Source organism: Streptomyces sp. NPDC055966, from assembly GCF_042269865.1.
GTDB lineage: Bacteria > Actinomycetota > Actinomycetes > Streptomycetales > Streptomycetaceae > Streptomyces.
In genome coordinates, this window is record NZ_JBHJYK010000003.1 from 208052 (window position 1) to 231339 (window position 23288).

The 23288-nt window shown below is 71.5% G+C and carries 20 protein-coding genes; 11 read left to right on the forward strand and 9 right to left on the reverse strand.

The window, feature by feature from the left end; genetic code table 11:
* Positions 1-49 precede the first annotated feature (49 nt).
* Positions 50-1372, reverse strand: a complete 1323-nt coding sequence (gene glp / locus ACFC8N_RS07830; protein ID WP_376287362.1) for a gephyrin-like molybdotransferase Glp — start codon at positions 1370-1372, stop codon at positions 50-52.
* Positions 1369-2280: a UTP--glucose-1-phosphate uridylyltransferase GalU gene (gene galU / locus ACFC8N_RS07835; RefSeq protein ID WP_376287364.1), complete on the reverse strand. Its 912-nt coding sequence runs from the start codon at positions 2278-2280 to the stop codon at positions 1369-1371. The genes glp and galU overlap by 4 nt, the downstream gene beginning before the upstream one ends.
* Before the next feature lie 116 nt (positions 2281-2396).
* Here galU and ACFC8N_RS07840 point away from each other — a divergent pair, with 116 nt between their 5' ends.
* Positions 2397-2999: a 5-formyltetrahydrofolate cyclo-ligase gene (locus ACFC8N_RS07840; RefSeq protein WP_356036914.1), complete on the forward strand. Its 603-nt coding sequence runs from the start codon at positions 2397-2399 to the stop codon at positions 2997-2999.
* Positions 3000-3075: 76 nt separating this feature from the next.
* On the opposite strand, the gene ACFC8N_RS07845 is transcribed toward ACFC8N_RS07840, so the two are convergent.
* A complete protein-coding gene (locus ACFC8N_RS07845; protein WP_376287366.1) occupies positions 3076-5892 on the reverse strand; it encodes a penicillin acylase family protein in 2817 nt (938 codons plus the stop codon).
* A gap of 217 nt (positions 5893-6109) precedes the next feature.
* Between ACFC8N_RS07845 and ACFC8N_RS07850 the strand changes: the two genes are divergently transcribed.
* The 6 genes from ACFC8N_RS07850 to mscL all read left to right on the forward strand — a co-directional run bounded on the left by ACFC8N_RS07850 (position 6110) and on the right by mscL (position 11970).
* Entirely contained in the window at positions 6110-7666 is a 1557-nt protein-coding gene (locus tag ACFC8N_RS07850) for a potassium/proton antiporter (RefSeq protein ID WP_376287731.1), read from the forward strand.
* Positions 7667-7970: 304 nt separating this feature from the next.
* On the forward strand, positions 7971-9266 hold the full coding sequence (locus ACFC8N_RS07855) for an MFS transporter (RefSeq protein WP_356036923.1): 1296 nt from the start codon (positions 7971-7973) through the stop codon (positions 9264-9266).
* Positions 9267-9333: 67 nt separating this feature from the next.
* Positions 9334-9648 carry an FmdB family zinc ribbon protein gene (locus tag ACFC8N_RS07860; RefSeq protein WP_356036925.1) on the forward strand — a complete coding sequence of 105 codons (315 nt, stop codon included), beginning with the start codon at positions 9334-9336 and terminating at the stop codon, positions 9646-9648.
* Positions 9649-9747: 99 nt separating this feature from the next.
* A complete protein-coding gene (locus ACFC8N_RS07865) occupies positions 9748-10581 on the forward strand; it encodes an S-methyl-5'-thioadenosine phosphorylase (RefSeq protein WP_362816548.1) in 834 nt (277 codons plus the stop codon).
* A gap of 180 nt (positions 10582-10761) precedes the next feature.
* Positions 10762-11373 (forward strand): hypothetical protein, encoded by a 612-nt coding sequence (locus tag ACFC8N_RS07870; protein WP_376287369.1) that lies wholly within the window; start codon positions 10762-10764, stop codon positions 11371-11373.
* 138 nt (positions 11374-11511) lie between these two features.
* A complete protein-coding gene (gene mscL, locus ACFC8N_RS07875) occupies positions 11512-11970 on the forward strand; it encodes a large conductance mechanosensitive channel protein MscL (protein WP_356036933.1) in 459 nt (152 codons plus the stop codon).
* A 37-nt stretch (positions 11971-12007) separates the two neighbouring features.
* Here mscL and ACFC8N_RS07880 read toward each other — a convergent pair whose 3' ends face one another.
* Complete coding sequence (locus tag ACFC8N_RS07880) at positions 12008-12184, reverse strand: hypothetical protein (RefSeq protein ID WP_376287371.1); 177 nt, start codon at positions 12182-12184, stop codon at positions 12008-12010.
* Positions 12185-12275: 91 nt separating this feature from the next.
* Here ACFC8N_RS07880 and ACFC8N_RS07885 point away from each other — a divergent pair, with 91 nt between their 5' ends.
* The 4 genes from ACFC8N_RS07885 to ACFC8N_RS07900 all read left to right on the forward strand — a co-directional run bounded on the left by ACFC8N_RS07885 (position 12276) and on the right by ACFC8N_RS07900 (position 16850).
* A complete protein-coding gene (locus ACFC8N_RS07885; RefSeq protein WP_376287373.1) occupies positions 12276-13514 on the forward strand; it encodes a low temperature requirement protein A in 1239 nt (412 codons plus the stop codon).
* Between the two features lie 36 nt (positions 13515-13550).
* A complete protein-coding gene (locus ACFC8N_RS07890) occupies positions 13551-14579 on the forward strand; it encodes a P1 family peptidase (protein WP_376287375.1) in 1029 nt (342 codons plus the stop codon).
* A 152-nt stretch (positions 14580-14731) separates the two neighbouring features.
* Positions 14732-15946, forward strand: coding sequence for an Ig-like domain-containing protein (locus ACFC8N_RS07895; RefSeq protein WP_356036981.1), 1215 nt, complete (start codon positions 14732-14734; stop codon positions 15944-15946).
* A gap of 157 nt (positions 15947-16103) precedes the next feature.
* On the forward strand, positions 16104-16850 hold the full coding sequence (locus ACFC8N_RS07900) for a DUF6227 family protein (RefSeq protein WP_356036944.1): 747 nt from the start codon (positions 16104-16106) through the stop codon (positions 16848-16850).
* 70 nt (positions 16851-16920) lie between these two features.
* Here the strand turns inward: ACFC8N_RS07900 and ACFC8N_RS07905 are convergent, their stop codons facing one another.
* The 5 genes from ACFC8N_RS07905 to ACFC8N_RS07925 form a co-directional block, all read right to left on the reverse strand.
* Positions 16921-17172, reverse strand: a complete 252-nt coding sequence (locus ACFC8N_RS07905; protein WP_376287377.1) for a hypothetical protein — start codon at positions 17170-17172, stop codon at positions 16921-16923.
* Positions 17173-17305: 133 nt separating this feature from the next.
* The gene (locus ACFC8N_RS07910; RefSeq protein WP_376287379.1) at positions 17306-19498 is read right to left on the reverse strand and encodes a fructose-specific PTS transporter subunit EIIC; all 2193 of its coding nucleotides are present in this window, start codon (positions 19496-19498) and stop codon (positions 17306-17308) included.
* A gap of 283 nt (positions 19499-19781) precedes the next feature.
* Positions 19782-20729 carry a 1-phosphofructokinase gene (pfkB, locus tag ACFC8N_RS07915; protein WP_356036953.1) on the reverse strand — a complete coding sequence of 316 codons (948 nt, stop codon included), beginning with the start codon at positions 20727-20729 and terminating at the stop codon, positions 19782-19784.
* Complete coding sequence (locus tag ACFC8N_RS07920) at positions 20726-21487, reverse strand: DeoR/GlpR family DNA-binding transcription regulator (RefSeq protein ID WP_071377144.1); 762 nt, start codon at positions 21485-21487, stop codon at positions 20726-20728. The genes pfkB and ACFC8N_RS07920 overlap by 4 nt, the downstream gene beginning before the upstream one ends.
* Before the next feature lie 251 nt (positions 21488-21738).
* Positions 21739-23283 (reverse strand): MFS transporter, encoded by a 1545-nt coding sequence (locus ACFC8N_RS07925; RefSeq protein ID WP_356036956.1) that lies wholly within the window; start codon positions 23281-23283, stop codon positions 21739-21741.
* Positions 23284-23288 lie beyond the last annotated feature (5 nt).

Below are 23288 nucleotides of genomic sequence, written 5' to 3' on the forward strand. Positions count from 1 at the left end.
CGGGCCAGGACCCCCGTGGGGCCCCGTCGCTCGCTCACGCGCGCGTGCGTCAGCCGAGCAGGACGACCTCCACCTCGTCGCCGGGCTCGGCGGACTCGGTGTCCTCGGGGACGACGATCAGCGCGTCGGCTTGCGCCAGCGCCGCGATCAGGTGCGAACCGGCCCCGCCCACCGGGGCCACCTCGCCGTCGGCGTAGGCGCCCCGCAGGAACTGCCGGCGCCCCTTGGGCGAGCGCAGCGCCTCGTCCGCCTTCAGCGTCGCGCGCGTACGGGGCCGGTGCAGGTCCGGCAGGCCCATCAGGGCGCGGATGGCGGGGCGGACGAACAGCTCGAAGGAGACGTACGACGACACCGGGTTGCCGGGCAGGGCCAGCAGCGGCGTGTGGTCGGGGCCGATCGAGCCGAAGCCCTGGGGCTTGCCGGGCTGCATGGCGAGCTTGCGGAACTCCACGCCGCCGCCCGCCTCGTCCTCGTCACCGGCGTACGACAGCGCCTCCTTGACCACGTCGTACGCCCCGACGCTCACCCCGCCCGTGGTCACCAGCAGGTCGGCGCGGACGAGCTGGTCCTCGATGGTCGAGCGCAGGGTGTCGGCGTCGTCGGCGACCGCGCCCACCCGGTAGGCGATGGCGCCGGCGTCCCGCGCGGCGGCGGTGAGGGCGAAGCTGTTGGAGTCGTAGATCTGGCCGTCGGCCAGGTCCTCGCCGGGCTGGACGAGTTCGCTGCCGGTGGACATGACGACCACGCGCGGGCGCGGGCGCACGCGTACCGTGCCGCGGCCGATCGCGGCGAGGAGCGCGATCTGCGGCGGGCCGAGGATCGTGCCGGCCTCCAGGGCGCGTTCGCCGGCCTTCACGTCGCTGCCCTTGGCGCGCACGTGCGCGCGTGCCCGGGCGGGACGGTGCACGCGCACCTGCCCCTCGGCGCCCTCGGGGGCCAGGCTGCGTGCCCGCATGCCGCTCACCGGTCCCTCGCCGAGCCCGCCGTCGGTCCACTCGACGGGGACGACGGCCTCGGCGCCCGGCGGCAGCGGGGCGCCGGTCATGATGCGGGCGGCCTGCCCGGGGCCGACCCGGACCGGGTCGGCCGCGCCGGCCGCGACGTCCCCGACGACGTCCAGGACGGCCGGGAACTCCTCACTGGCACCCCCGACGTCCGCGACCCGCACCGCGTACCCGTCCATGGAGCTGTTGTCGAACGGCGGCAGGGACACCGGCACCGTGACGTCGTCGACCAGGACGCAGCCCTGGGCGTCGAGCAGTTGCAGCTCGATGGGCTCCAGGGGGCGGACGGCGGAGAGGATGTCCTCCAGGTGCTCGTCCACCGACCACAGATGGTCCGGGCCGGCGGGGCGGGTCGCGGCGCTGCTCAAGATTGCTGCATCTCCTCGGCTACGTAACTGCGAAGCCAGGCCCGGAAGTCCGGGCCCAGGTCTTCACGTTCGCACGCGAGTCTGACAATGGCACGCAGATAGTCGCCGCGGTCGCCGGTGTCGTAGCGGCGGCCCTGGAAGACGACGCCGTGCACCGGACCGCCGACCTTCTCGTCCTGGGCGAGTTGCTGGAGGGCGTCGGTGAGCTGGATCTCGCCGCCGCGGCCCGGCTCGGTCCGGCGGAGTATGTCGAAGATGTGCGGGTCGAGGACGTAGCGGCCGATGACCGCGTAGTGCGACGGGGCGTCCGCCGGGTCCGGCTTCTCGACCAGTCCGGTCACCTTCACGACGTCGGTGTCGGCGGTGGCCTCCACGGCCGCGCAGCCGTAGAGGTGGATCTGCTCGGGAGCGACCTCCATGAGGGCGATCACGCTGCCGCCGTGCTGTTCCTGGATCTCGATCATGCGCTGGAGCAGCGGGTCGCGAGGGTCGATCAGGTCGTCGCCGAGGAGGACGGCGAAGGGCTCGTGGCCCACGTGCGGGGCGGCGCACAGGACGGCGTGGCCCAGGCCCTTGGGGTCGCCCTGGCGGACGTAGTGCATGGTCGCCAGGTCGCTGGACTCCTGGACCTTGGCGAGCCGGCCGGCGTCGCCCTTCTTCTGAAGGGCCGATTCCAGCTCGTAGTTGCGGTCGAAGTGGTCCTCCAGGGGACGCTTGTTGCGTCCGGTGACCATGAGCACGTCGTCGAGACCCGCCGCCACGGCCTCCTCGACCACGTACTGGATCGCCGGCTTGTCGACGACCGGCAGCATCTCCTTGGGAGTGGCCTTGGTGGCCGGCAGGAACCGCGTACCGAGGCCTGCCGCAGGGATGACAGCCTTGCTGATCCTGGGGTGCGACTGAGTCATGCCCGCCACCTTAACCGGCTCTTTGTACGGAATCCGTAGTGCCGGTTGGTTGACCCTTTATGACCGCATTGAACAATCAAGAAGGACGCAGACGACCCGTGGAACACGAGGGACGCATGAGCGAGCCTGACAAGCGAACGTTGCGGCGGGAGCTCCTCACGGTGAGGAACAGGTTGACACCGGATGACGCCGACGCGACAGGGCGCGCGCTGGCGGAGCGCGCGCTGGAGCTGCCCGAACTGGCGCGTGCGCGCACGGTGGCGGCGTACGTCTCCGTAGGGAGCGAACCCGGCACGCGGGCGCTGTTGGACGCGCTGCGCGCGCGGGGCGTGCGGGTCCTGCTCCCCGCACTGCTGCCGGACAACGATCTGGACTGGGGCGAGTACACCGGCCCGGACTCCCTCGCGCGGATCCGACACGGCGGAAAGATGGCGCTCTTCGAGCCCGCGGGCGCGCGCCTCGGCCCGGACGCGGTGACGGGCGCCGACGTGGTCCTGCTGCCCGGGCTGGCGGTGGACGCGCGCGGGATGCGCCTGGGGCGGGGCGGAGGGTCGTACGACCGCGTGCTGGCCCGCCTGGAGCGCGCGGGCGTACGACCCCGCCTCGTGGTCCTGCTCCACGACACGGAGGTCGTCGCCCACGTCCCGGCGGAGGCGCACGACAAGCCGGTGCACGCGGTGGTGACGCCCTCCGGCGTGCACCGTTTCCGAGGCGCCTGAGCGGGCGCCGCCCTCACGGAAAACGGCCCTCCACGCGTGCGTGGAGGGCCGTTTCGGATCGCGTGCCGTCAGGTGCTCACGGCTTCAGGGTGAGCGTGTCGCTCGTGCTCTTGTCGACCGTCGTGGCCGAGAACGACCAGGGCAGCAGCTCGCCCTTGGCCCACAGGCTCGTCTGGTCCGTGTAGTGCGCGCTGAAGGCGTGCCCGGAGGCGCCGGTCAGGTTGATCCACTTGGACTTGTCGAAGTCGGCGAGGTTCACGACCATCCGCATCGACGGCACCCAGACGACGCCGTAGCCGCCCGCGGCGTTCCAGCCGGTCGCGTTGACCGTGGCCTCGCCGCCGCTGAGCTTCCAGGGGCCCCGGTTGAGGATGTACTGCAGGACCTGGGGGCCGTCGGTGCCGAGCGTCTGGTTCTTCAGGAACAGGCGGTGCAGCCGGCCCCAGCTCCAGGTGTCGATGTCCTTGCCGAGCTTGGCGGTCAGCTCCCAGCGGGCGTCGATCATGGCGCGGGCGAAGAGCTGGTCCATGTTGTTCGCGGCGGGGCGGGTGCCCGACTTGGGCGTCTTCCACCAGTCGCTGTCCGGCTTGTCCATCAGGTCGCGCACGACCTCGAACCAGCGGTCGCCGCCGTCCGGCTGCGCCTGGTCGGCGTCGCGCTCACCGCACTCGCGCACCTTGGTGTTGTCGTCGACCGGACCGGTGCTGTCGATCTTGTCGACCCATAGGCACTGGCCCTTGACACGCAGCTCCTTGGGCATCTTGTTGCCGAAGGCGAGCTTGAGGATGTTGCGCCAGACCGAGTTGAAGTACGCGGCCGCCGCGGAGTCGGATTCCTGGGTGTAGTCCCAGCCCTCCAGCAGCTTCTGCGCCTGGCGCACGTTCTTGTCGTCCAGGTTGATCTTCAGCAGCTTCGGCACCAGGAGCTTGGCGATCTCGCTGCTGTTGTCCAGCTGCATCTGCCGCATGTCGTCGGTCGAGATCTTGCCGCCGTCCTTGATCTTGGACTCGATCAGGTCGGTGATGCGCTGGCTGCGCGTGCCGTAGCCCCAGTCGGTGGTCAGCGTGTACGGGTACTTGCCCTTGTCGACCACGGCCTGGTTGGCGGTGACGATGTAGCCGCGCTTGGGGTTGTACTCGTAGGGGAGCTCGCCCTGCTTGACGAAGCCGGTCCAGCGGTACTTCGACTCCCATCCCGGCGCCGGCACGGAGCCGTCGTCCACCGAGGAGCGCGTGGGGATCTTTCCCGGCAGCGTGTAGCCGATGTTGTTGTTGGTGTCGGCGTAGACCAGGTTCTGGGACGGCACGTCGAACAGGGCGGCGGCCTGGCGGAACTCGCTCCAGCCGGAGGCCTTGTCGAGGGCGAAGACGGCGTCCATGGAGGTGCTCGGGTCGAGCGCGGTCCACCGCAGGGCGACGCCGTAGCCGTCACCGCGGTCGGGCGCGGCGGTGTTGACCGTGGCCTTCCTGCCGACCTGGACGAGTTCGTCGTCCCGGTCGGACAGCAGCGGCATCCCGTCCTGGGTCTGGCGGACGACGATCGTCTTGGACGAGCCGCCGGCGACCTTGATGGTCTCCTCGCGGGTCTGGAAGGGCCGGACCTTGCCGTCGTACAGGTAGCCGTTCGCGGTGACCTTCTCCAGGTAGAGGTCGGTCACGTCGACCCCGGAGTTGGTCATGCCCCAGGCGATGTCGGCGTTGTGACCGATTATCACGCCCGGCATGCCGGCGAAGGTGTAACCGCTGACGTCGTACTGGCACTGGGCGGAGACGGTCCGGCAGTGCAGGCCCATCTGGTACCAGACGGACGGCAGGGACGCCGACAGGTGCGGGTCGTTGGCGAGCAGCGGCTTGCCGGTGATGGTGTACTTCCCGGAGACGACCCAGGAGTTGGAGCCGATGCCCTGGCCGTTCACGCCGACGGCGGTCGGGACGTTGTCCAGGACGTTGTAGAGGCCCCCCAGCTGGCTCGTGAGCGACGATCCCGTCGCGCCCGAGGTGGCGGAGCCGGTCGTACCCGTCGCGCCCGCAGAGGCGCCCGTGGAGCCCGTGCTGCCGCCGGTCGCACCCGTCACGCCTGTGCCCTGGGAGCCGCCCGTCGCGCCGCTCTGCTGGAAGGTCCTGGTCAGCTCGTTGTACTGACCCTCCTGCACGATCGGCTTGTTACGGCTGTAGGGGTACTCGGGGTACAGGTCCTTGATCTGCTGCGGGCCGAACCGGCTCGTCATCAGCGCGCGGTCGATCTCGTCCTGCATGTTGCCGCGCAGGTCCCAGGCCATCGCCTTGAGCCAGGAGACGGAGTCGACCGGGGTCCACGGCTGCGGCGTGTAGTCGTTGGTGAGGCCCAGCGCCGCGTACTCCAGGGAGATGTCCTTGCCGTCCTTGCCCTGGAGGTAGGCGTTGACACCCTTGGCATACGCGTCGAGGTACTTCTTCGTGGAGGCCGACAGCTTGGTGTCGTACTCCTGCTTGGCGATCCGGTCCCAGCCGAGGGTGCGCAGGAACTCGTCGTTCTTGACCTGGCTCTTGCCGAACATCTCCGACAGGCGCCCGGAGGTCATGTGCCGGCGCACGTCCATCTCGTAGAACCGGTCCTGCGCCTGCACGTAGCCCTGCGCCATGAACAGGTCCGTGTCGGAGGACGCGTAGATCTGCGGGATGCCGTTGCCGTCCCGCTTCACGTCCACCGGCCCGGACAGGCCCTGGAGCGTGAGCGAACCCGTGGTCTGCGGGAAGGAGGCGCGCACGGTGCTGATCGACCAGTACGCCCCGTAGGCGATGCCGCCGATGACGGCCAGGACCAGCACCAGCACGATCAGTCGGGCTCTGCGCCCCTTCTTCCTGCCGGACTTGGCGGGCTTGTCACCCGTTGTGGCGGTGGTATTCGGGGGCATCGCTGTCCTTGCTGTCCTAACGCGAGCGGCAGGTCGGGCTGTGACTTTGAATGAGCGCTGGAGCAACCATAGGCGCAGGGCCCTGTCCCGCTTGACGCGGAGTGGGGAACCAGCGTGTACGAACGTTCGATCTTGCCTCGGCGAGCGTCAAGAAAGCGTCAAGAGTTAGGTAAGGTAACGAAGTACTTGGGTGCGGCGTGCCGCAGCCTCGGATCTTGTGTACGTGTGCCCGCGCGCCCCGCGCGCGGGCCAAGGAAGGGAACCGCCGCTGACTGTCCACCACCTCGACCAGCTCCTGCTCGTCTGCTCCCTGGTCCTGCTCGTCGCCGTCGCGGCCGTCCGGATCTCCTCGCGCAGCGGGCTCCCCAGCCTGCTCGTGTACCTGGGGATCGGCATCCTCATGGGCCAGGACGGCATCGGGCACATCCACTTCAACAGCGCCGCGACGACCCAGGTCATCGGGTACGCGGCCCTGGTCGTGATCCTCGCCGAGGGCGGCCTCGGCACGAAGTGGAAAGAGGTCCGCCCGGTCCTGGCCTCCGCCTCCGTCCTGGCGACCGTCGGCGTCGCCGTCAGCGTGGGCGTCACGGCGGCGGGCGCGCACTATCTGGTCGGGCTGGAGTGGCGCCAGGCGCTCATCATCGGCGCGGTGGTGTCGTCGACGGACGCGGCGGCGGTCTTCTCCGTGCTGCGCAGGATTCCACTCCCCGCGCGCGTGACGGGCACGCTGGAGGCGGAGTCCGGCTTCAACGACGCCCCGGTGGTCATCCTGGTCGTCGCCTTCTCCACGGCGGGGCCCGTCGAGCACTGGTACGTCCTGCTGGGCCGGATACTTCTGGAGCTGGCGGTCGGCGCCGCCATAGGGCTCGCGGTGGGCTGGATCGGCTCCTGGGGGCTCAAGCGCGTGGCCCTGCCCGCCTCGGGCCTCTACCCCATCGCCGTGCTGGCCATCGCCGTCACCGCGTACGCCGCCGGCGCCCTGGGGCACGGCAGCGGCTTCCTGGCCGTCTACCTGGCCTCGATGGTGCTCGGCAACGCCAAGCTCCCGCACTGGCCCGCCACGCGCGGCTTCGCCGAGGGGCTCGGCTGGATCGCCCAGATCGGCATGTTCGTCCTGCTCGGCCTGCTGGTCACCCCGCACGAGCTGGGTGAGGACGTCTGGCCCGCCCTGGTCATAGGCCTGGCCCTGACCATGGTGGCCCGCCCGCTGAGCGTGATCCTCAGCCTCGCGCCGTTCCGCGTGGCATGGCAGGAGCAGACGCTCATGTCGTGGGCGGGACTGCGCGGCGCCGTACCCATCATCCTGGCGACCATCCCGATGGTGAACGGCGTCGCCGGCAGCCGCCGCATCTTCAACATCGTCTTCGTCCTGGTCGTGGTCTACACCCTGGTCCAGGGGCCGACCCTGCCCTGGCTGGCGCGCACGCTGCGGCTGGGCGAGAAGGGCGAGGCCGCGGACCTCGGCATCGAGTCCGCACCCCTGGAGCGGCTGCGCGGGCACCTGCTCTCCGTCTCGATCCCCGAGGGCTCCCGGATGCACGGCGTCGAGGTCAACGAACTGCGGCTGCCGACCGGGGCCGCCGTCACGCTCGTCGTCCGCGATGCAAAATCGTTCGTTCCGCTGCCGACGACCGTGCTGCGCCAGGGCGACGAACTGCTGGTCGTCGCCACCGACCCGGTGCGCGACGCGACGGAACGGCGGCTGCGCGCGGTCGCCCACGGCGGCAAGCTGGCGGGGTGGCTGGGCGTGAGCGGGGCGACCGCCTGGCGGTGAGCGCGGGGCGCACGGGAGCGGGGAGGGCGTGCGTTACGGGTGCGTTTCGTGCGATTCACACGCGCGCCAATCACAGGTGAACCGGCCCGACCGTGCTCGTTTTCACAGGTGCACAAGCCCTTGCTCCCTGTAGTATCAAGGCACCCAGATCGAACCAACTCTGTCTGATGCAGAGCTGGCGCGACCGTATGGCGGCCGGAACGCCCTCCGCAGTGGCACCGGTATCTACCGCAGTTCCGCGCAAGAGGACAGCTCTCGGCGCCCCCGCACGGGCGCGCTACCAGGCGGAAGAAAGGCACGGGCCGTGGAATCCACGGTCACCACCGAGCCGGCGGAGAACCCGTCGGCGTCGTCCCGCCCGGGCTACGGACAGCTGCTGCGCACCCGCGGCGCCTGGACGTTCCTGCTCCCCGGTTTCGCCGCGCGCCAGCCGTTCGCGATGCTCACCCTCTCGATCGTGCTGCTCGTGCAGCACACCACCGGCTCGTACGGCGCGGCGGGCGCCGCAGCGGCCGCGACCGGTGTGTCCATGGCGCTGTTCGCGCCGTACAGCGGCCGTCTCGCCGACCGCTACGGCCAGCGCGCCGTGCTGGTCCCCGGCGTTCTGGTGCACACGCTGTCGGGCCTGACCCTGACGGCGCTCGCGCTGGCGCACGCGCCGCTGTGGGCGCTCTTCCTGGCGGCCGTCCCGACCGGCGCCTCGGTGCCGCAGGTCGGCCCGATGGTGCGGGCGCGCTGGGGCGTGAAGCTCCAGGGTTCGCCCCTGATGACCACCGCGGCGGCGTTCGAGTCGGTCACGGACGAGCTGACCTTCGTCTTCGGTCCGCTGCTGGCGACCGCGCTGTGCACCACCGTGACGCCCGCGGCGGGCCTGGTCACCGAGGGCGCGCTGACGCTCGTCGGCGGTCTGCTGTTCGCCGCGCAGAAGAGCACGCAGCCGCCGGTCACCGTGGAGACCGGGCACGCGCGCGTGCAGCACGCCTCCGCGCTGCGCGTGCCCGGCGTGCGCGTACTGGTCGTGACGTTCCTCGGGATCGGGTCCGTCTTCGGCGGCATGCAGGTGTCGCTGGCGGCGTTCACCGAGTCGATCGGCGAGCCCGGCCTGAACGGCGTCCTGTACGGCGTCTTCGCCGCCGGAAACATGCTGTCCGGCATCGTCTGCGGCGCGATCGCGTGGAAGGTCGCGCCCCAGCACCGCCTGGTCGCCGGCTACACGGCGCTCGCGATCACCGCGTCCGCCCTGTGGACGGCACACTCGGTCCTGCTGCTCGCCGGGCTCGGCCTGCTCGTCGGCATGTCCATCGCACCGGCGCTGATCACCGGTTACACGCTGGTCGAGGGCCTGGTGCCGGCCGCCGCCCGCACCGAGGCCTTCACCTGGCTGACCGGCGCGGTCGCGCTCGGGCAGGCGGCCGCCGTCACCGTCGCCGGCCAGCTTGAGGACCGGCTGTGGAACGGTGCCGGATTCCTGGTGCCGGCGGCGGGCACCGTGCTCGCGCTGTCGACCCTGGTGACGCTGCGATCGCGGCTGGTCGCACCCCGGCGGAACGTCACCGTCGCACGTGGCGTCGGTCACCGCGTGCCGGTGACGGTGGACTGATCCCCGGGAATACGTCACTATGGACCGTCGTTAGCACTCATCGAGTGAGAGTGCCAGGAGGAAGACAGTGCCGACCTACCAGTACCAGTGCACCGAGTGCGGCGAGGGCCTCGAGGCGGTGCAGAAGTTCACCGACGACGCCCTGACCGAGTGCCCCAACTGCGGTGGCCGCCTGAAGAAGGTGTTCTCCGCGGTCGGCATCGTCTTCAAGGGCTCCGGCTTCTACCGCAACGACTCCCGCGGCTCCACGTCGAGCAGCAGCCCGGCGTCCAAGCCGTCCGGCTCGTCGTCGAGCACCACGTCGTCGGGCACCACGTCCTCGTCGTCCGACGCGAAGCCGTCCTCCTCCTCGTCGAGCTCCGCCAAGAGCTCCGCCGCCTGACCCGCTCACACCGCACCCTGCCGTCGCGCGACGGCAGGGTTTCCGGCGTTTCCGGGCACCGCCTCCCCCGCTCTTTCGCCGACAGCTAGTGTGCTGACCATGGCGAACGCAGAGATCGGTGTAATCGGCGGCTCAGGCTTCTACTCGTTCCTCAAGGACGTGACCGAGGTCCAGGTGGACACCCCCTACGGGCCGCCCAGCGACTCCCTCTTCCTCGGCGAGATCGCCGGCCGGCGGGTCGCCTTCCTGCCCCGGCACGGCCGCGGCCACCACCTTCCGCCGCACCGCATCAACTACCGCGCCAACCTGTGGGCGCTGCGCTCCGTCGGCGTCCGTCAGGTGCTCGGCCCGTGCGCGGTGGGCGGGCTGCGCCCCGAGTACGGCCCCGGCACCCTGCTCGTGCCGGACCAGATGGTGGACCGTACGAAGTCCAGGGCGCAGACGTACTTCGACGGGCTGCCGCTGCCCGACGGCACGGTGCCGAACGTCGTGCACGTCTCCATGGCCGACCCCTACTGCCCCGCCGGACGCGCCGCCGCGCTGAAGGCGGCCCGCGGCCGGAACTGGGAACCGGTGGACGGCGGCACGCTGGTCGTGGTCGAGGGGCCGCGCTTCTCGACGCGTGCCGAATCGTTGTGGCACCAGGCGCAGGGCTGGTCGGTCGTGGGCATGACGGGCCACCCGGAAGCGGCGCTCGCCCGGGAACTGGAGCTGTGCTACACGTCGCTGACCTTGGTCACCGACCTCGACGCGGGCGCCGAGACCGGCGAAGGCGTCTCGCACGAGGAGGTGCTGGAGGTGTTCGCCGCCAACGTGGACCGGTTGCGCGGTGTGCTGTTCGACGCGGTGGCGGCGCTGCCCGGGACCGGGGAGCGGGACTGCCCGTGCGGGAACGCGCTCGGCGGGATGGACCCGGGCTTCGAACTGCCGTAAGACACTGGCCGGTTAGGGGCCGGTTCACGGCCGGGCCTGTGGACAAGGGGGCGGAATTCCCCGTTCGGGTGGCCGAGTTGTCCACAACCCGTCCGTCTTCCACCGGCTCCGACGGGATTCGGCGCGATGTCCCATCGTGGCATCGCAAGCCGAATTCCTCGTCGCAGGCGGTGGTCTCCCATGCCTTGGTCCTCGTCGTCCCCCTCGTCGCCCCCCGCTCCGCCCTCGCCTCCTCCCGCTCCTCTCCCCTGTCCGCCTCCCATCCGGCTCCCGCGTCCGCTGGGCACGGACGCCCCCGCGACGTGTGAGGTCCCGCAGTTCCCTCCGGTGTGGGTGCGCGGCGGGCGGTATCAGCTGCAACGGCTCGTACGACACCGCCGGCGGGCCATCGCGGCCGGCCTCGCGGTGACCGCGGCCGCGCTCGTCGCGGCCGGGCCGCGCACGGCGACCGCACCGCACGGCGCGGAACAGCCCCGCGGTCATCCGGTCACCGCCCCTGTACGGCGCCATGCGCCGGTGGAGGTGGTGACGGCACCCGTGCGGATCGCCGACGCCGCCACGGTCCGGCTGCTACGGCCCGGCGACCGCGTCGACGTGATCGCCGCGGAGGACCCGTCGGCCGGGGGCGTCGCCCGAGTGCTCGCGCGCGGTGTGCGCGTGACCAGGGTTCCGGAGCCTTTGGACGGCGGGGCCGAGAGCGGGGCGCTCGTGGTGCTGTCGGTACCGCGCGCCACGGCGGCCCGGCTCGTCGGCGCGAGCGCCACGGCCCGCCTGGCGGTGACGCTGTGCTGAACCGACGGGGACGATTCTTCGGCGGCTTGCTGTCAAGTCGCTCGATCGAGCGACGGGACTGGACACAATGGCCGCACCGTGCCGTAGGTTGCGGAGCGTTTCGTTCCACAACCTGTGCACGCGAGGAGTGTCCCCGAGGTGAGCGCGAAGAAGGAACCGAGCGTCTGGCAGGGCTTCAAGGCCTTCCTGATGCGCGGCAACGTCGTCGATCTGGCAGTCGCGGTGGTTATCGGCGCGGCCTTCACGAACATCGTGAACTCGGTCGTGAAGGGGGTCATCAACCCGCTGGTCGGCGCCTTCGGCACCAAGAGCCTGGACAACTACAGCTCCTGCCTGAGCTCCACGTGCGGTGCCAACCAGGGCATCCACATCATGTGGGGTTCCGTCCTCGGTGCCACGCTCAACTTCCTGATCACCGCGGCAGTCGTGTACTTCCTGATGGTCCTGCCGATGTCGAAGTACCTGGCCCGGCAGGCGGCGCAGAAGGCCGCGCGGGAGGGCACGAAGGAGGTCATCGAGGTGACCGAGCTGGAGGTGCTCAAGGAGATCCGCGACGCGCTGGTCGCCCAGCGCGGGTCGGGGCACGACGAACGCTAGCGGCGCCGCCGCGCGAGGCTCGGAGGCGGCGGCGGGCTCAGAGGTGGTGGGGCGGCTTCTCGTCGAGGAAGCGCAACAGGTCGGCGGCGCTGTCACCGTCCGTGCGCTCGCCCCATCCGCGGTCGGTGTCGTCCGAGGACTGCTGGTCCAGCGGGTCGTCGAAGACCAGCGCGGGCTTCGGGTCGCGGGGCTCGGATTCGGGGGCGGTGCTCATGCCCCAAGGGTACGGCCCCGCCTCCGGCGGCCAGGGCATTTGTGAATCCGTTCACAAGATTTCGGGGCGGATTTCTGCTGTCCTGGGAGGCATGACGTCGAGTTCCGCTCCGCCGCCCGCCTCCTCGGGCGCACCCCGGCTCCCCGGGCCTCTGCGACGGCTCACCTCGCGCGGGCGCGACGAAGCGCACCGGGTCTCCTCCCCGCTAGAGCTGTTCTTCGACCTGTGCTTCGTCGTGGCGATCGCGCAGGCGGGCGTGCAACTGGTCCACGCCGTCGCCGAAGGGCACGCCGGCGGCGGAATCCTCAACTACGCCATGCAGTTCTTCGCCATCTGGTGGGCCTGGATGAACTTCACCTGGTTCGCCTCGGCGTACGACAACGACGACGCCCTCTACCGGGTCGTCACCCTGGTGCAGATCGCCGGTGTCCTGGTGCTGGCCGCCGGTGTGTCCCAGGCCTTCCAGAGTCACGACTACCTGATGGTCTGGCTCGGCTACCTGATCATGCGGCTGGCGATGGCCGCACAGTGGCTGAGAGCCGCGAGAGCGGCCACCGGCGCGGAGAGAACGATGGCGCTCCGTTACGCGTGCGGTGTGCTGCTGTGCCAGGTCGGCTGGACCGGGCTGGTGGTCCTGCCCGGGCCCGCCCGGCCCTGGGTGTTCCTCGTGATGGCGATCGCGGAGATGTGCGTGCCGCTGTACGCCGAGAAGAGCAGCACGACCTCCTGGCATCCGCATCACATCGCCGAGCGGTACGGCCTGTTCACCATCATCGTGCTCGGCGAGACGATCTCCGCGGCGACGATCGCCGTGAAGTCGGCGGTGAACGAGCACAGCGCGCTGGGCGAGCTGCTGCCGATCGCGGCGGGCGGCCTGCTGATCGTCTTCTCCGCGTGGTGGATCTACTTCGTGGTGCCCATCCACGGTCACCTGCGCTCCAACGGGCAGGCGTTCCTCTGGGGTTACGGCCACTACCTGATCTTCGCGTCGGCCGCGGCGATCGGCGCCGGCCTGGAGGTCGCGGTGGAGCAGACGGTCGGCAAGACCCACATCTCCACGCTGTCCGCCTCGGCTGCGGTGACCCTGCCCACGGCGCTGTATCTGCTGACCGTCTGGGCGCTGCATTCGCGGCACTTCAAGGTCGGTATCGCCCAGCAGCTGGTGCTGCCGGGCACGGCGCTGCTGGTGATCTGCTGCACCTTCCTGGGCCACTGGGCGGTGCTCGCGGCCGGGCTCGTCTGCGCCGGCGCGGTGGCGACCGGAGTGACGCTGACGGCGCGCATGGCCGGCCGGGAGCGTGCGGCGAGCGGCGGCGCATCGGCCCACTGAGCCATCGCCGGTGCCCGGGCGGCCACACTTGCCCCCATGACAGTTGACGCATTGACGGACGTCGCCGGGGTGCGGGTGGGGCACGCCACCCGCACCGGGGACGGCTGGCTCACCGGCACCACCGTCGTCCTCGCTCCCGAGGGCGGCGCCGTCGCCGCCGTGGACGTGCGCGGCGGCGGCCCGGGCACGAAGGAGACCGACGCGCTCGACCCGCGCAACGTGGTGCAGCGGATCGACGCGATCGTGCTGACCGGGGGCAGCGCCTACGGGCTCGACGCGGCGTCCGGGGTGATGGCCTGGCTGGAGGAGCGCTCGCGCGGAGTGCGGGTGGGGCCGGACCCGGCGCACGTCGTGCCGGTCGTGCCCGCCGCGTGCCTCTTCGACCTGGGGCGCGGGGGAGACTTCCGCGCGCGGCCCGACGCGGCGACGGGCCGCGCGGCGGTGGAGGCCGCGGCGGCGACCGCCCCGGGCGCCCATGTGCCCGAGGGGTGTGTCGGGGCCGGTGCGGGCGCCGTGGCGGGGCGGCTGAAGGGCGGGGTGGGAACCGCGAGCACGGTGCTCGACTCGGGCGTCACCGTGGCCGCGCTGGCGGTCGTGAACGCCGCGGGTGCCGTGGTGGACACCGGTACGGGGGCGCTGTACGGAGAGTTGTTGCTGCGGGGGCGGGTGGAGTATCCGCAGGAACGCGTGGTGGCGGCCGCGCGCCGACGGCTCGACGAAGCCGCCGCCAGGAACGCGCCGCCCCCGCTCAACACGACGCTGGCGGTGGTCGCGACCGACGCGGACCTCTCCAAGGCGCAGGCGCAGAAGCTGGCGGGGACGGCGCACGACGGCATCGCGCGCGCCGTGCGTCCGGTGCACCTCCTGCACGACGGGGACACGGTGTTCGCGCTGGCGACCGGCGCGCGCCCGCTCGACGGGCATCCCCTGGCGCTCAACGACATCCTGGCCGCCGGCGCGGATCTCGTGACGCGCGCGATCGTCCGGGGCGTGCGGGCCGCCGAGTCGGTCGACGGGCCGGGCGGAGTGTGGCCGTCGTACGGGGAGTTGTACGAGGAGCGGTAGGGGTGGTGCGGGGGTCCGGCGGGGCCGGATTGTCGCGGTTCTGTCACGTGATGGCGTTCAGGGGAGCCGGCGGGAACCTACCCGGGTGCCGGAGCACTCTTTCTCCACGCACTGGAACGGATCACGCACATCACATGAACCTGGAGCAGCCCGTGACAACGCCGGACATTGCAGCGCGGCGCGTACTGGGGGCCTGTGCCGCCCTGATGGTCGGCACCCTCACCCTGACCGCCTGTGGTGGCAGCGCCAACGCCACCGACGACAAGGGCGGCAAGGACTCCCCCAAGACGTCGACCGCGAAGATCATGATCTCGGCGAAGGACGGTTCGACCAGCGCGTCCATCAACGCGACCGGCGTGAAGGTCAGCGACGGCAAGCTGACGGACGTGAAGATGACCGTGTCGGGGACCGGGCAGACCGTGGCCGGGGCGATATCGGCGGACGGCAGCACCTGGAAGCCGAAGGAGCAGCTGGACCGCGGGACGAAGTACCAGATCGCCGCGACCGCGAAGGACGCGAACGGGCGTACCGCGGCGGCCAATTCCATCTTCACCACCGTCACCTCGGCGAACAGCTTCATCGGCACCTACACGCCGGACGACGGCAGCACGGTCGGGGTGGGCATGCCGGTGTCGTTCACCTTCGACAAGGCGATCACCGACAAGAAGGCCGTGCAGTCGCACATCACGGTCAACTCCAGCAGTGGCCAGCAGGTGGTCGGGCACTGGTTCGGGAACCAGCGCCTGGACTTCCGGCCGCAGGAGTACTGGAAGGCCGGTTCCAAGGTCACGATGAAGATCGACCTGGACGGGGTCCAGGGCGCGAACGGTGTCTACGGGGTGCAGAAGAAGACCGTCACCTTCACCGTCGGGCGCGCGCAGGTGTCCACGGTCGACGCCAACACGCAGACGATGACGGTCGTGCGGGACGGCCAGACGATCAAGTCGGTGCCGATCTCCGCGGGCAGCGCGGAGCACACGACGTACAACGGGCAGATGGTGATCGCCGAGAAGTTCGTGCAGACCCGCATGAACGGCTCGACGGTCGGCTTCGGCGGGGAGTACGACATCCCGGACGTGCCGCACGCGATGCGGCTGACCTCGTCGGGGACGTTCATCCACGGCAACTACTGGTACAACAAGGGCAACCCGCCCTTCGGGCGCTCGGGCACCAGCCACGGCTGTGTCGGGCTCGCGGACGTGCAGGGGGCGCAGGGTGACACCCAGGCCAAGTGGTTCTTCGACAACTCGCTCGTCGGGGACGTCGTGATCGTGAAGAACTCCCCGGACACGACGGTCGCCCCGGACAACGGGCTGAACGGCTGGAACATGTCGTGGAGCGCCTGGACCGCCGGAAGTGCCGTCTGAGCGGCGACTTTTGACGTGATGTGGGGCCGCGCGGGAACTTCTCGCGCGGCCCGCGCGTTTTCCCGGCGTACGTTTTCTCGGTTCCCGGACATGATGTCCGACCGAGGGGCTACGGTATGCACCCACAAGGTGACATGCAGCAACGCCGGGAGATGTCTTGAGCGTTCCGTACGAGACGGCAGCGTACGAACCAGCCGAGTCGCCCGAGTCTCCGGAGGAGCATCTCGCGCGACTCCTCGGCCGTGCCCTGAACTCCTTCGAGCTGCCCGACGACGTGATACGGCAGCTCGACTGCGCACTGGCGCACGACAGTTCGCTGCACTCCGCGTACCACAGCGCGGGGCTGCACCGGGAGACGTACCGGCACACCTGGCTGCTCGCCGACGGCTCGGCGGTCACGCTGTGGGAACTCGTCCACAACCCCACGCCGGGCAGCGCACCGGAACACGAGGTGTACGTCGACGACGAGGAGCTGCAGACGGCCACGGCCCGGCTCGGGCTGCCGCCGGACGCGCCGGAGTTCGAGCTGCCCGCGCCGATGCGGCTGTGGGCGATTCCCGAGCCCCGGCATGTGTTCGCCTCCGACGACTCGGCGGACCACGCGCGCCGGCTGCTGCGCCGCGCGGAGAATCCGGACCGGCCCGGCGCGCAGACCGCGGCGCTGCTGGCGACGGCGACGGCGCACGAGATCACGCAGGCGTTCGGGCGCCCGGGGCGGGCCGGACGCGTGGGGTTGAGCTACGCGCTGTACGAGCACGCGTTCCTGCTGCCGGACGAGAGCGAGATCTCCCTGTGGGAGGTCGAGCACACGGCGACGCCCGACGGACGGCACATGTGCGAGGTCTACATGTCGGAGGACGAGGCGCGGGACGCCATGGAGCGGCGGGCGGCGCGGCACGGGTAGCGCACCAGGGGTCGTACGCCGGGGGTAGTGCACCCGGTGCGCGTGCGGCCGGCGTGGGCGCCTTGTGCCGTCAGCCGTCGGCGAGTTGCCGTGCCAGGCCCGCGAACGCGTCCTGTTCGGCGGGGGTCAGCTCGACGGACTCCAGCTCGGGGCCGACCCGGGTCTGGCGCGGCAGGGCCGGCAGCAGGCTCGTGGTGTGCCGGACGGGGGACCGCAGACCGGCGCGATCCAGCAGGCGCAGCAGGGTGACGGCCCAGACGACGGCCGCCACGGCGAGGACGGCCACGCCGATCAGCTGGAGAGTCGGGACGTGCTCAGGCATGCGCCCAGTACACACCACGGTCCGGGACTTTGATCCCGGACCGTGACGTATCTCGCAGGTGCCGTGAACAACTCACAGCGAACTAAAGGGACCTAAAGGGACAAGGTGTGGGGCGGGGTGGCGCGGCCGGCGGTCAGGCCGCCACCGGCTGCTTGGTGCCCTTCGCGGTCGTGGTGTTCGCGGCGGGGCCGCCGGGCGTGGACTCGGGGGTCTGCTTGCGCATGCCCTTGAGGAGGACGACCAGGGCCGTGGTGGCGCAGACGCCGGCCGCGATGGCGACCAGGTACAGGAACGGGTTGCCGATCAGCGGGACCACGAAGATGCCGCCGTGGGGAGCGCGCAGGGTGGCGCCGAAGGCCATCGACAGGGCGCCGGTGAGCGCGCCGCCCACCATGGCGGACGGGATGACCCGCAGCGGGTCGGCCGCGGCGAACGGGATCGCGCCCTCGGAGATGAAGGAGGCGCCCAGGACCCAGGCGGCCTTGCCGTTCTCGCGCTCGGTCTGGGTGAAGAGCCTGCCGCGCACGGTGGTGGCCAGGGCCATCGCCAGCGGCGGGACCATGCCGGCCGCCATCACCGCTGCCATGATCTTCATCGCGGAGTCGCTGGGGTTGGCGACCGCGATGCCGGCGGTGGCGAAGGTGTAGGCGACCTTGTTGACCGGGCCGCCCAGGTCGAAGCACATCATCAGGCCGAGCAGGGCGCCGAGCAGGACGGCGTTGGTGCCGGTGAGGCCGTTCAGCCAGTCGGTGAGGCCCTTCTGGGCGGATGCGATGGGCTTGCCGATCACGACGAACATCAGGAATCCGACGAGCGCCGAGGAGATCAGCGGGATCACCACCACCGGCATGACGCCGCGCAACGCCGCCGGGATCCGCACCTTCTGGATCGCCAGCACCACGCCACCGGCGATCAGACCGGCGGCCAGGCCGCCGAGGAAGCCCGCGTTGATGGTCAGTGAGATCGCGCCGCCGACGAAGCCGGGCACCAGGCCGGGCCGGTCGGCCATGCCGTAGGCGATGTAGCCGGCCAGGACCGGGACCAGGAAGCCGAAGGCCACGGCGCCGATCTGGAAGAGCAGGGCGCCCCAGCTGTCGGCCTGGGTCCACACGAAGTGGTCCATCACCGACGGCGCCTTGTTGATCTTGTAGCCGCCGATCGCGAAGCCCAGGGCGATGAGGAGGCCGCCCGCGGCGACGAACGGGACCATGTAGCTGACGCCGGACATCAGCCACTTGCGGAGCTTGGTGCCGTAGCCCTCGGTGGAGTCGCCCGCGCGCTCGACCGGTGTGCCGCCGGACGCGGACGCCGGGGCGCTCGTCTCGCCGCGCGCCGCCTTCTCGCGCACCTCGCCGATGAGTTCGGCGGGACGGTTGATGCCGGCCTTCACACCGACGTCGACGGTCGGCTTGCCGGCGAAGCGGTCCTTGTCGCGTACCGGGACGTCGTGCGCGAAGATCACGCCGTCCGCCGCCGCGATCGCCTCCGGGTCGAGCCGGGTGAAGCCGGCCGAGCCCTGCGTCTCGACGACCAGCTCGACGCCCACCTCGCGACCGGCGTTCTCCAGGGACTCGGCCGCCATGTAGGTGTGGGCGATACCGGTCGGGCAGGAGGTGACGGCGACGATACGGAAGGGCCGCTCGCCCGAGTCCGGGGCGGACGCGCTCCGCGCCCGCGCCGTCGTGGTGACCGCTGCGGCGCCGGCGGAGGCCGCCACCGGCGTCGCAGCGGTGTCCTTGGGGGCGCTCACGGCGCCCTCGCCGGCCTCCGCGCCCTCGGCTGCGCCCGCGCTCCCGGCGCTCGCCGCGCGCTCCGCGCCGGCCGCGCCCGCCGTACCGTCCGCGCCGTGTCCCGAAGTCTCCGCCGTCTGCGCAGCCGACGGCTTCTCGTCCCCGCGGATCAGTGCCGCCGTCGTCTCCGCGTCCGACGCCGCCCGCAGCGCCGAGGTGAACTCGGTGTTCATCAGCTGGCGGGCCAGGGAGGAGAGGATCGTGAGGTGGGCGTCGTCCGCGCCGGCAGGGGCCGCGATCAGGAAGATCAGGTCGGCCGGGCCGTCCGGGGCGCCGAAGTCGATACCGGCGGCGCTGCGGCCGAAGGCGAGGGTCGGCTCGGTGACATGCGCGCTGCGACAGTGCGGGATGCCGATGCCGCCGTCGAGGCCGGTCGGCATCTGGGCCTCGCGGGCGGCCACGTCGGCGAGGAAGCCCTCCAGGTCGGTCACCCGGCCCTGGGCCACCATGCGCTCGGCGAGGGCACGGGCCGCCGCTTCCTTGGTGTCGGCGGACAGGTCGAGGTCGACCAGGTCCGCGGTGATCATGTCGCTCATCGCGGGCTCCTATGCACGCGTATCGCCCGGGGGGAGGAGTGGGCGGAAAGGGGGACGGGGGTGCGGTGGGGGCATGGGATCGGGCAGGAGGCGGGGCCGGGGAAACCCCGCCTCCCGGGGGCGGCACCGTGGCTCGGCCGGTGGTGCCGCCCGGTGGCCGCGGCGAGTAACGGGGAGTCCCGCCGCTTCGGGGCCGGTGGGGTGCGTGCGCCTGGGGGTGCCGGTCGGGGGCGCGCGCCAAGGTGCCGAGTGCCGGGGCGTCCGCCACGGAGCGCGAGCCGGGTCATGACACCGGCTCCGTCAGTTCGCGGTCGAGCGGGATCTCGGCCGTGACGGTCACCGCCGCCGGGTCCAGGCCGGCCGGCGTCGGCATCACGCTGCCGGGGAGCTGGACGGCGGCGGCGCCGTGGGCGACGGCGGAGGCGAGGGCCCCGGGGCCGCTGCCGCCTGCGATCAGGAAGCCGGCGAGGGAGGAGTCGCCGGCACCGACGTTGCTGCGGACGGCGTCCACGCGCGCGTGGGCGAACCAGGCGCCCGTGTCCTCCACGAGGAGCTGCCCGTCGGCGCCCAGGCTCGCGAGCACGGCGCGCGCGCCCATGCCGCGCAGCTCCTCGGCCGCCTTCAGCGCGTCGCCCACGGTGGCCAGGGGGCGGCCGACGGCTTGCGCGAGCTCCTCGGCGTTCGGCTTCACCACGTCGGGCCGCGCGCGCAGCGCCTCCAGCAGCGCACGCCCCGAGGTGTCCAGGGCGATGCGCGCGCCCCCGGCGTGAGCCCGCGTGACGACATCGGCGTACCACGAGGGCGCGAGCCCCCGGGGCAGGCTGCCGCAGCACGCGATCCAGTCGGCGTCGCGCGACTGCTCCCGCACGGTGTCCAGAAGCAGTTCCTGCTCCGAGGGCGACAGCTCGGGCCCCGGCGCGTTGATCTTGGTGAGCACCCCGTCGGACTCCGCGAGCGCGATGTTGGAGCGGGTGGCTCCGGCGACCGGGACCGGCGCGACCTCGATGCCCTGCGCGTCGAGCAGATCGGCGACGAGCGCCCCCGGCGCACCACCCAGGGGCAGGACGGCGACCGTGCGCTGTCCGGCGGCCGCCACGGCGCGCGAGACGTTCACGCCCTTGCCGCCCGGGTCCATGCGCTCGCCGGTGGCGCGGATGACCTCGCCGCGCTCCAGGGTGGGGACCTCGTAGGTGCGGTCGAGGGAGGGGTTGGGGGTGACGGTGAGGATCATGCGCGCACTACTTCCGTGCCGCCGCGCTCGATGGCGGCGGTGTCTTCGGGGCTCAGCCCGCTGTCGGTGATCAGCAGGTCCACGTCGCTCAGGTCGGCGAAGCGCGCGAAGTGCTCCTGGCCGTGCTTGGCGGAGTCGGCCAGGAGCACCACGCGGCGGGCGGCGGCGACCGCGGCCCGCTTCACCGCGGCCTCCGCGAGGTCGGGGGTGGTCAGGCCGTGCTCGGCGGAGAAGCCGTTGGCCGCCACGAAGAGCACGTCCGCCCGGATCTCGCCGTACGCGCGCAGCGCCCAGGCGTCCACGGCGGCGCGCGTACGGTGCCGTACGCGCCCCCCGACGAGGTGGAGCTGGATGCCGGGGTGGTCCGCGAGGCGGGCCGCGATCGGCAGGCTGTGCGTGACGACGGTGAGCGAGGACTCCAGCGGGATGGCGGCAGCCAGCCGCGCCACCGTCGTACCGGCGTCGAGGATCATCGTGCCCTCGGTCGGCAGTTCCGTGAGGGCCGCCTTGGCGATGCGGTCCTTCTCGTCGGCGGAGGTGCCCTCGCGTTCGGCGAGGTCCGGTTCGAAGTCGAGGCGGCCGGCGGGGATGGCGCCGCCGTGGACGCGGCGGACCAGTCCGGCGCGGTCGAGGGCCTTCAGATCGCGGCGGATCGTCTCCGCCGTGACCTGGAACTCCTCGGCGAGCGACAGCACGTCCACCCGGCCGCCGTCACGGGCGAGCCGGAGGATCTCCTGCTGCCGTTCCGGTGCGTACATCCCGCTCGCCTCCGCCTCGATGTCCGTTCACTTCCGAGTAATGCCCGAACGTGTGGTTTCACTGCGAGGCTACGCGCGGCTTTCCGGAATGTAAACAGGTTCGGACTTTGCTCGGGCATGAACGGACTTCCGGCCCACACCGTGGGCTCACGCAGGGGCCCGCGCAAGTGGGGTCGGCGGACAGCACGAGGGCCCGGCACCTGATCGGTGCCGGGCCCTTCGACGTGCGGGTCAGGACATCTCCCGCCCGGTCACGGCACCAGCTCGGGTTCCTTCTCCGGCGCGGACAGTTCGTCGCCCTCCGCGTCCTCCGCGCCTTCCACGTGCTGCGCCGGCCGCTTCGGCAGGGCGGACATCAGCAGGAAGATCGCGCCCATGATCCCGGCGACCCACCACAGCGCGTACTGGAAAGCGTGCACGAAGGCCGGGCCGACCTGGACGGGGGCCAGCCGGTCGCCGATCCGTCCGAAGAAGACGACCGACACGAGCCCCAGCCCGAGCGCGTTGCCCATCTGCTGCACGGTGTTGATCAGCCCCGACGCGGAACCGGCGTGCTCACGCGGCACCTCCGAGAGCACCGCGTCCGTCAGCGGCGCGACGATCAGCCCCATGCCGGCGCCCATCACGACCAGCGGCAGGGCCATCTGCCAGGAGGCGATGGCGAGGCCGTACCGGTGGGCCTCCCACAGGTAGAGCAGCACGCCCGCGCCCATCACGAGCGCGCCCGCCTGGAGCACCTTGCGGCCGAAGCGCGGGACCAGCTTCTGCACCGACATCCCGGCGGCCACGGACACCGCGATCGAGAAGGGCACCCCCGTCAGCCCGGCCCGCAGCGGGCTCCAGCCCAGGCCGATCTGCATGTACAGCGTCCAGACCAGGAAGAAGATGCCGAGCGCGACGCCGAAGACGGTCTGTACGGCGATGCCCGCGGCGAAGCTCTTCACCCGAAAGAGGGACAGTTCGATGAGCGGGGAACCGTCCCGAACGGCCTTCCGTTTTTCGTACGACAGCAGGGCGGCGAAGACGACGAGGGCGCCGGCCATGCAGAGGTACCCCCACAGCGGCCAGCCCAGCTCCCGGCCGCGGGTGAGCGGGTAGAGCAGCATCAGCAGGCCCAGCGAGACCAGGGTGACACCGACGAGGTCCAGCTTCAGCGCCTTCGGCGCCCTGGACTCGGTGATGAAGCGGCGGCCGAGGAGGAAGGCCGCGATACCGACGGGGAGGTTGATGAGGAAGATGGGCCGCCATTCGAGGCCGAACAGGTTCCATTCCGTCAGCAGCGCGCCGAGCAGCGGTCCGGAGACCGCGCCCAGGCCGACGACGGCGCCGAACAGACCGAAGACCTTGCCGCGTTCATGGGCCGGGAAGGTGGCGTGCACGATCGACAGCACCTGAGGCACCATCATCGCCGCCATGCTGCCCTGAAGGATGCGGGAGGCGACCAGCATCTCGGGGTTCACGGCGAAACCGCACAGCGCGGAGGCGAGCGTGAAGCCTCCGATGCCGATGAGGAACAGCCGCCTGCGGCCGTGGATGTCGCCGAGCCGGCCGCCGGTGATCAGGGCCGCGGCGAAGGCGAGGGCGTAGCCCGCGGTTATCCACTGGATCTGGCTGACGGACGCGTCGGCGTCCCGCTGGATGGACGGGATGGCGATGTTGACGATCGTCACGTCCACCAGGTCCATGAAGGCCGCCGTCATGACGATGGCCAGGGCGAACCAGCGGCGCCGGTCGCCCCGGGCCGGCGCGTCGTCCGGGGACGGCCGAGGGGTGAGGGTCTGTTCCGAGGAGGTCATGTCCG

Excerpts from the sequence above, each read along its gene's own strand:
- galU (WP_376287364.1), bottom strand. The coding sequence starts at position 2,280 with ATGACTCAGTCGCACCCCAGGATCAGCAAGGCTGTCATCCCTGCGGCA.
- ACFC8N_RS07840 (WP_356036914.1), top strand. The coding sequence starts at position 2,397 with ATGAGCGAGCCTGACAAGCGAACGTTGCGGCGGGAGCTCCTCACGGTG.
- ACFC8N_RS07845 (WP_376287366.1), bottom strand. The coding sequence starts at position 5,892 with ATGCCCCCGAATACCACCGCCACAACGGGTGACAAGCCCGCCAAGTCC.
- ACFC8N_RS07865 (WP_362816548.1), top strand. The coding sequence starts at position 9,748 with ATGGCGAACGCAGAGATCGGTGTAATCGGCGGCTCAGGCTTCTACTCG.
- ACFC8N_RS07870 (WP_376287369.1), top strand. The coding sequence starts at position 10,762 with ATGCCTTGGTCCTCGTCGTCCCCCTCGTCGCCCCCCGCTCCGCCCTCG.
- ACFC8N_RS07880 (WP_376287371.1), bottom strand. The coding sequence starts at position 12,184 with ATGAGCACCGCCCCCGAATCCGAGCCCCGCGACCCGAAGCCCGCGCTG.
- ACFC8N_RS07885 (WP_376287373.1), top strand. The coding sequence starts at position 12,276 with ATGACGTCGAGTTCCGCTCCGCCGCCCGCCTCCTCGGGCGCACCCCGG.
- ACFC8N_RS07890 (WP_376287375.1), top strand. The coding sequence starts at position 13,551 with ATGACAGTTGACGCATTGACGGACGTCGCCGGGGTGCGGGTGGGGCAC.
- ACFC8N_RS07905 (WP_376287377.1), bottom strand. The coding sequence starts at position 17,172 with ATGCCTGAGCACGTCCCGACTCTCCAGCTGATCGGCGTGGCCGTCCTC.
- ACFC8N_RS07910 (WP_376287379.1), bottom strand. The coding sequence starts at position 19,498 with ATGAGCGACATGATCACCGCGGACCTGGTCGACCTCGACCTGTCCGCC.
- pfkB (WP_356036953.1), bottom strand. The coding sequence starts at position 20,729 with ATGATCCTCACCGTCACCCCCAACCCCTCCCTCGACCGCACCTACGAG.
- ACFC8N_RS07920 (WP_071377144.1), bottom strand. The coding sequence starts at position 21,487 with ATGTACGCACCGGAACGGCAGCAGGAGATCCTCCGGCTCGCCCGTGAC.
- ACFC8N_RS07925 (WP_356036956.1), bottom strand. The coding sequence starts at position 23,283 with ATGACCTCCTCGGAACAGACCCTCACCCCTCGGCCGTCCCCGGACGAC.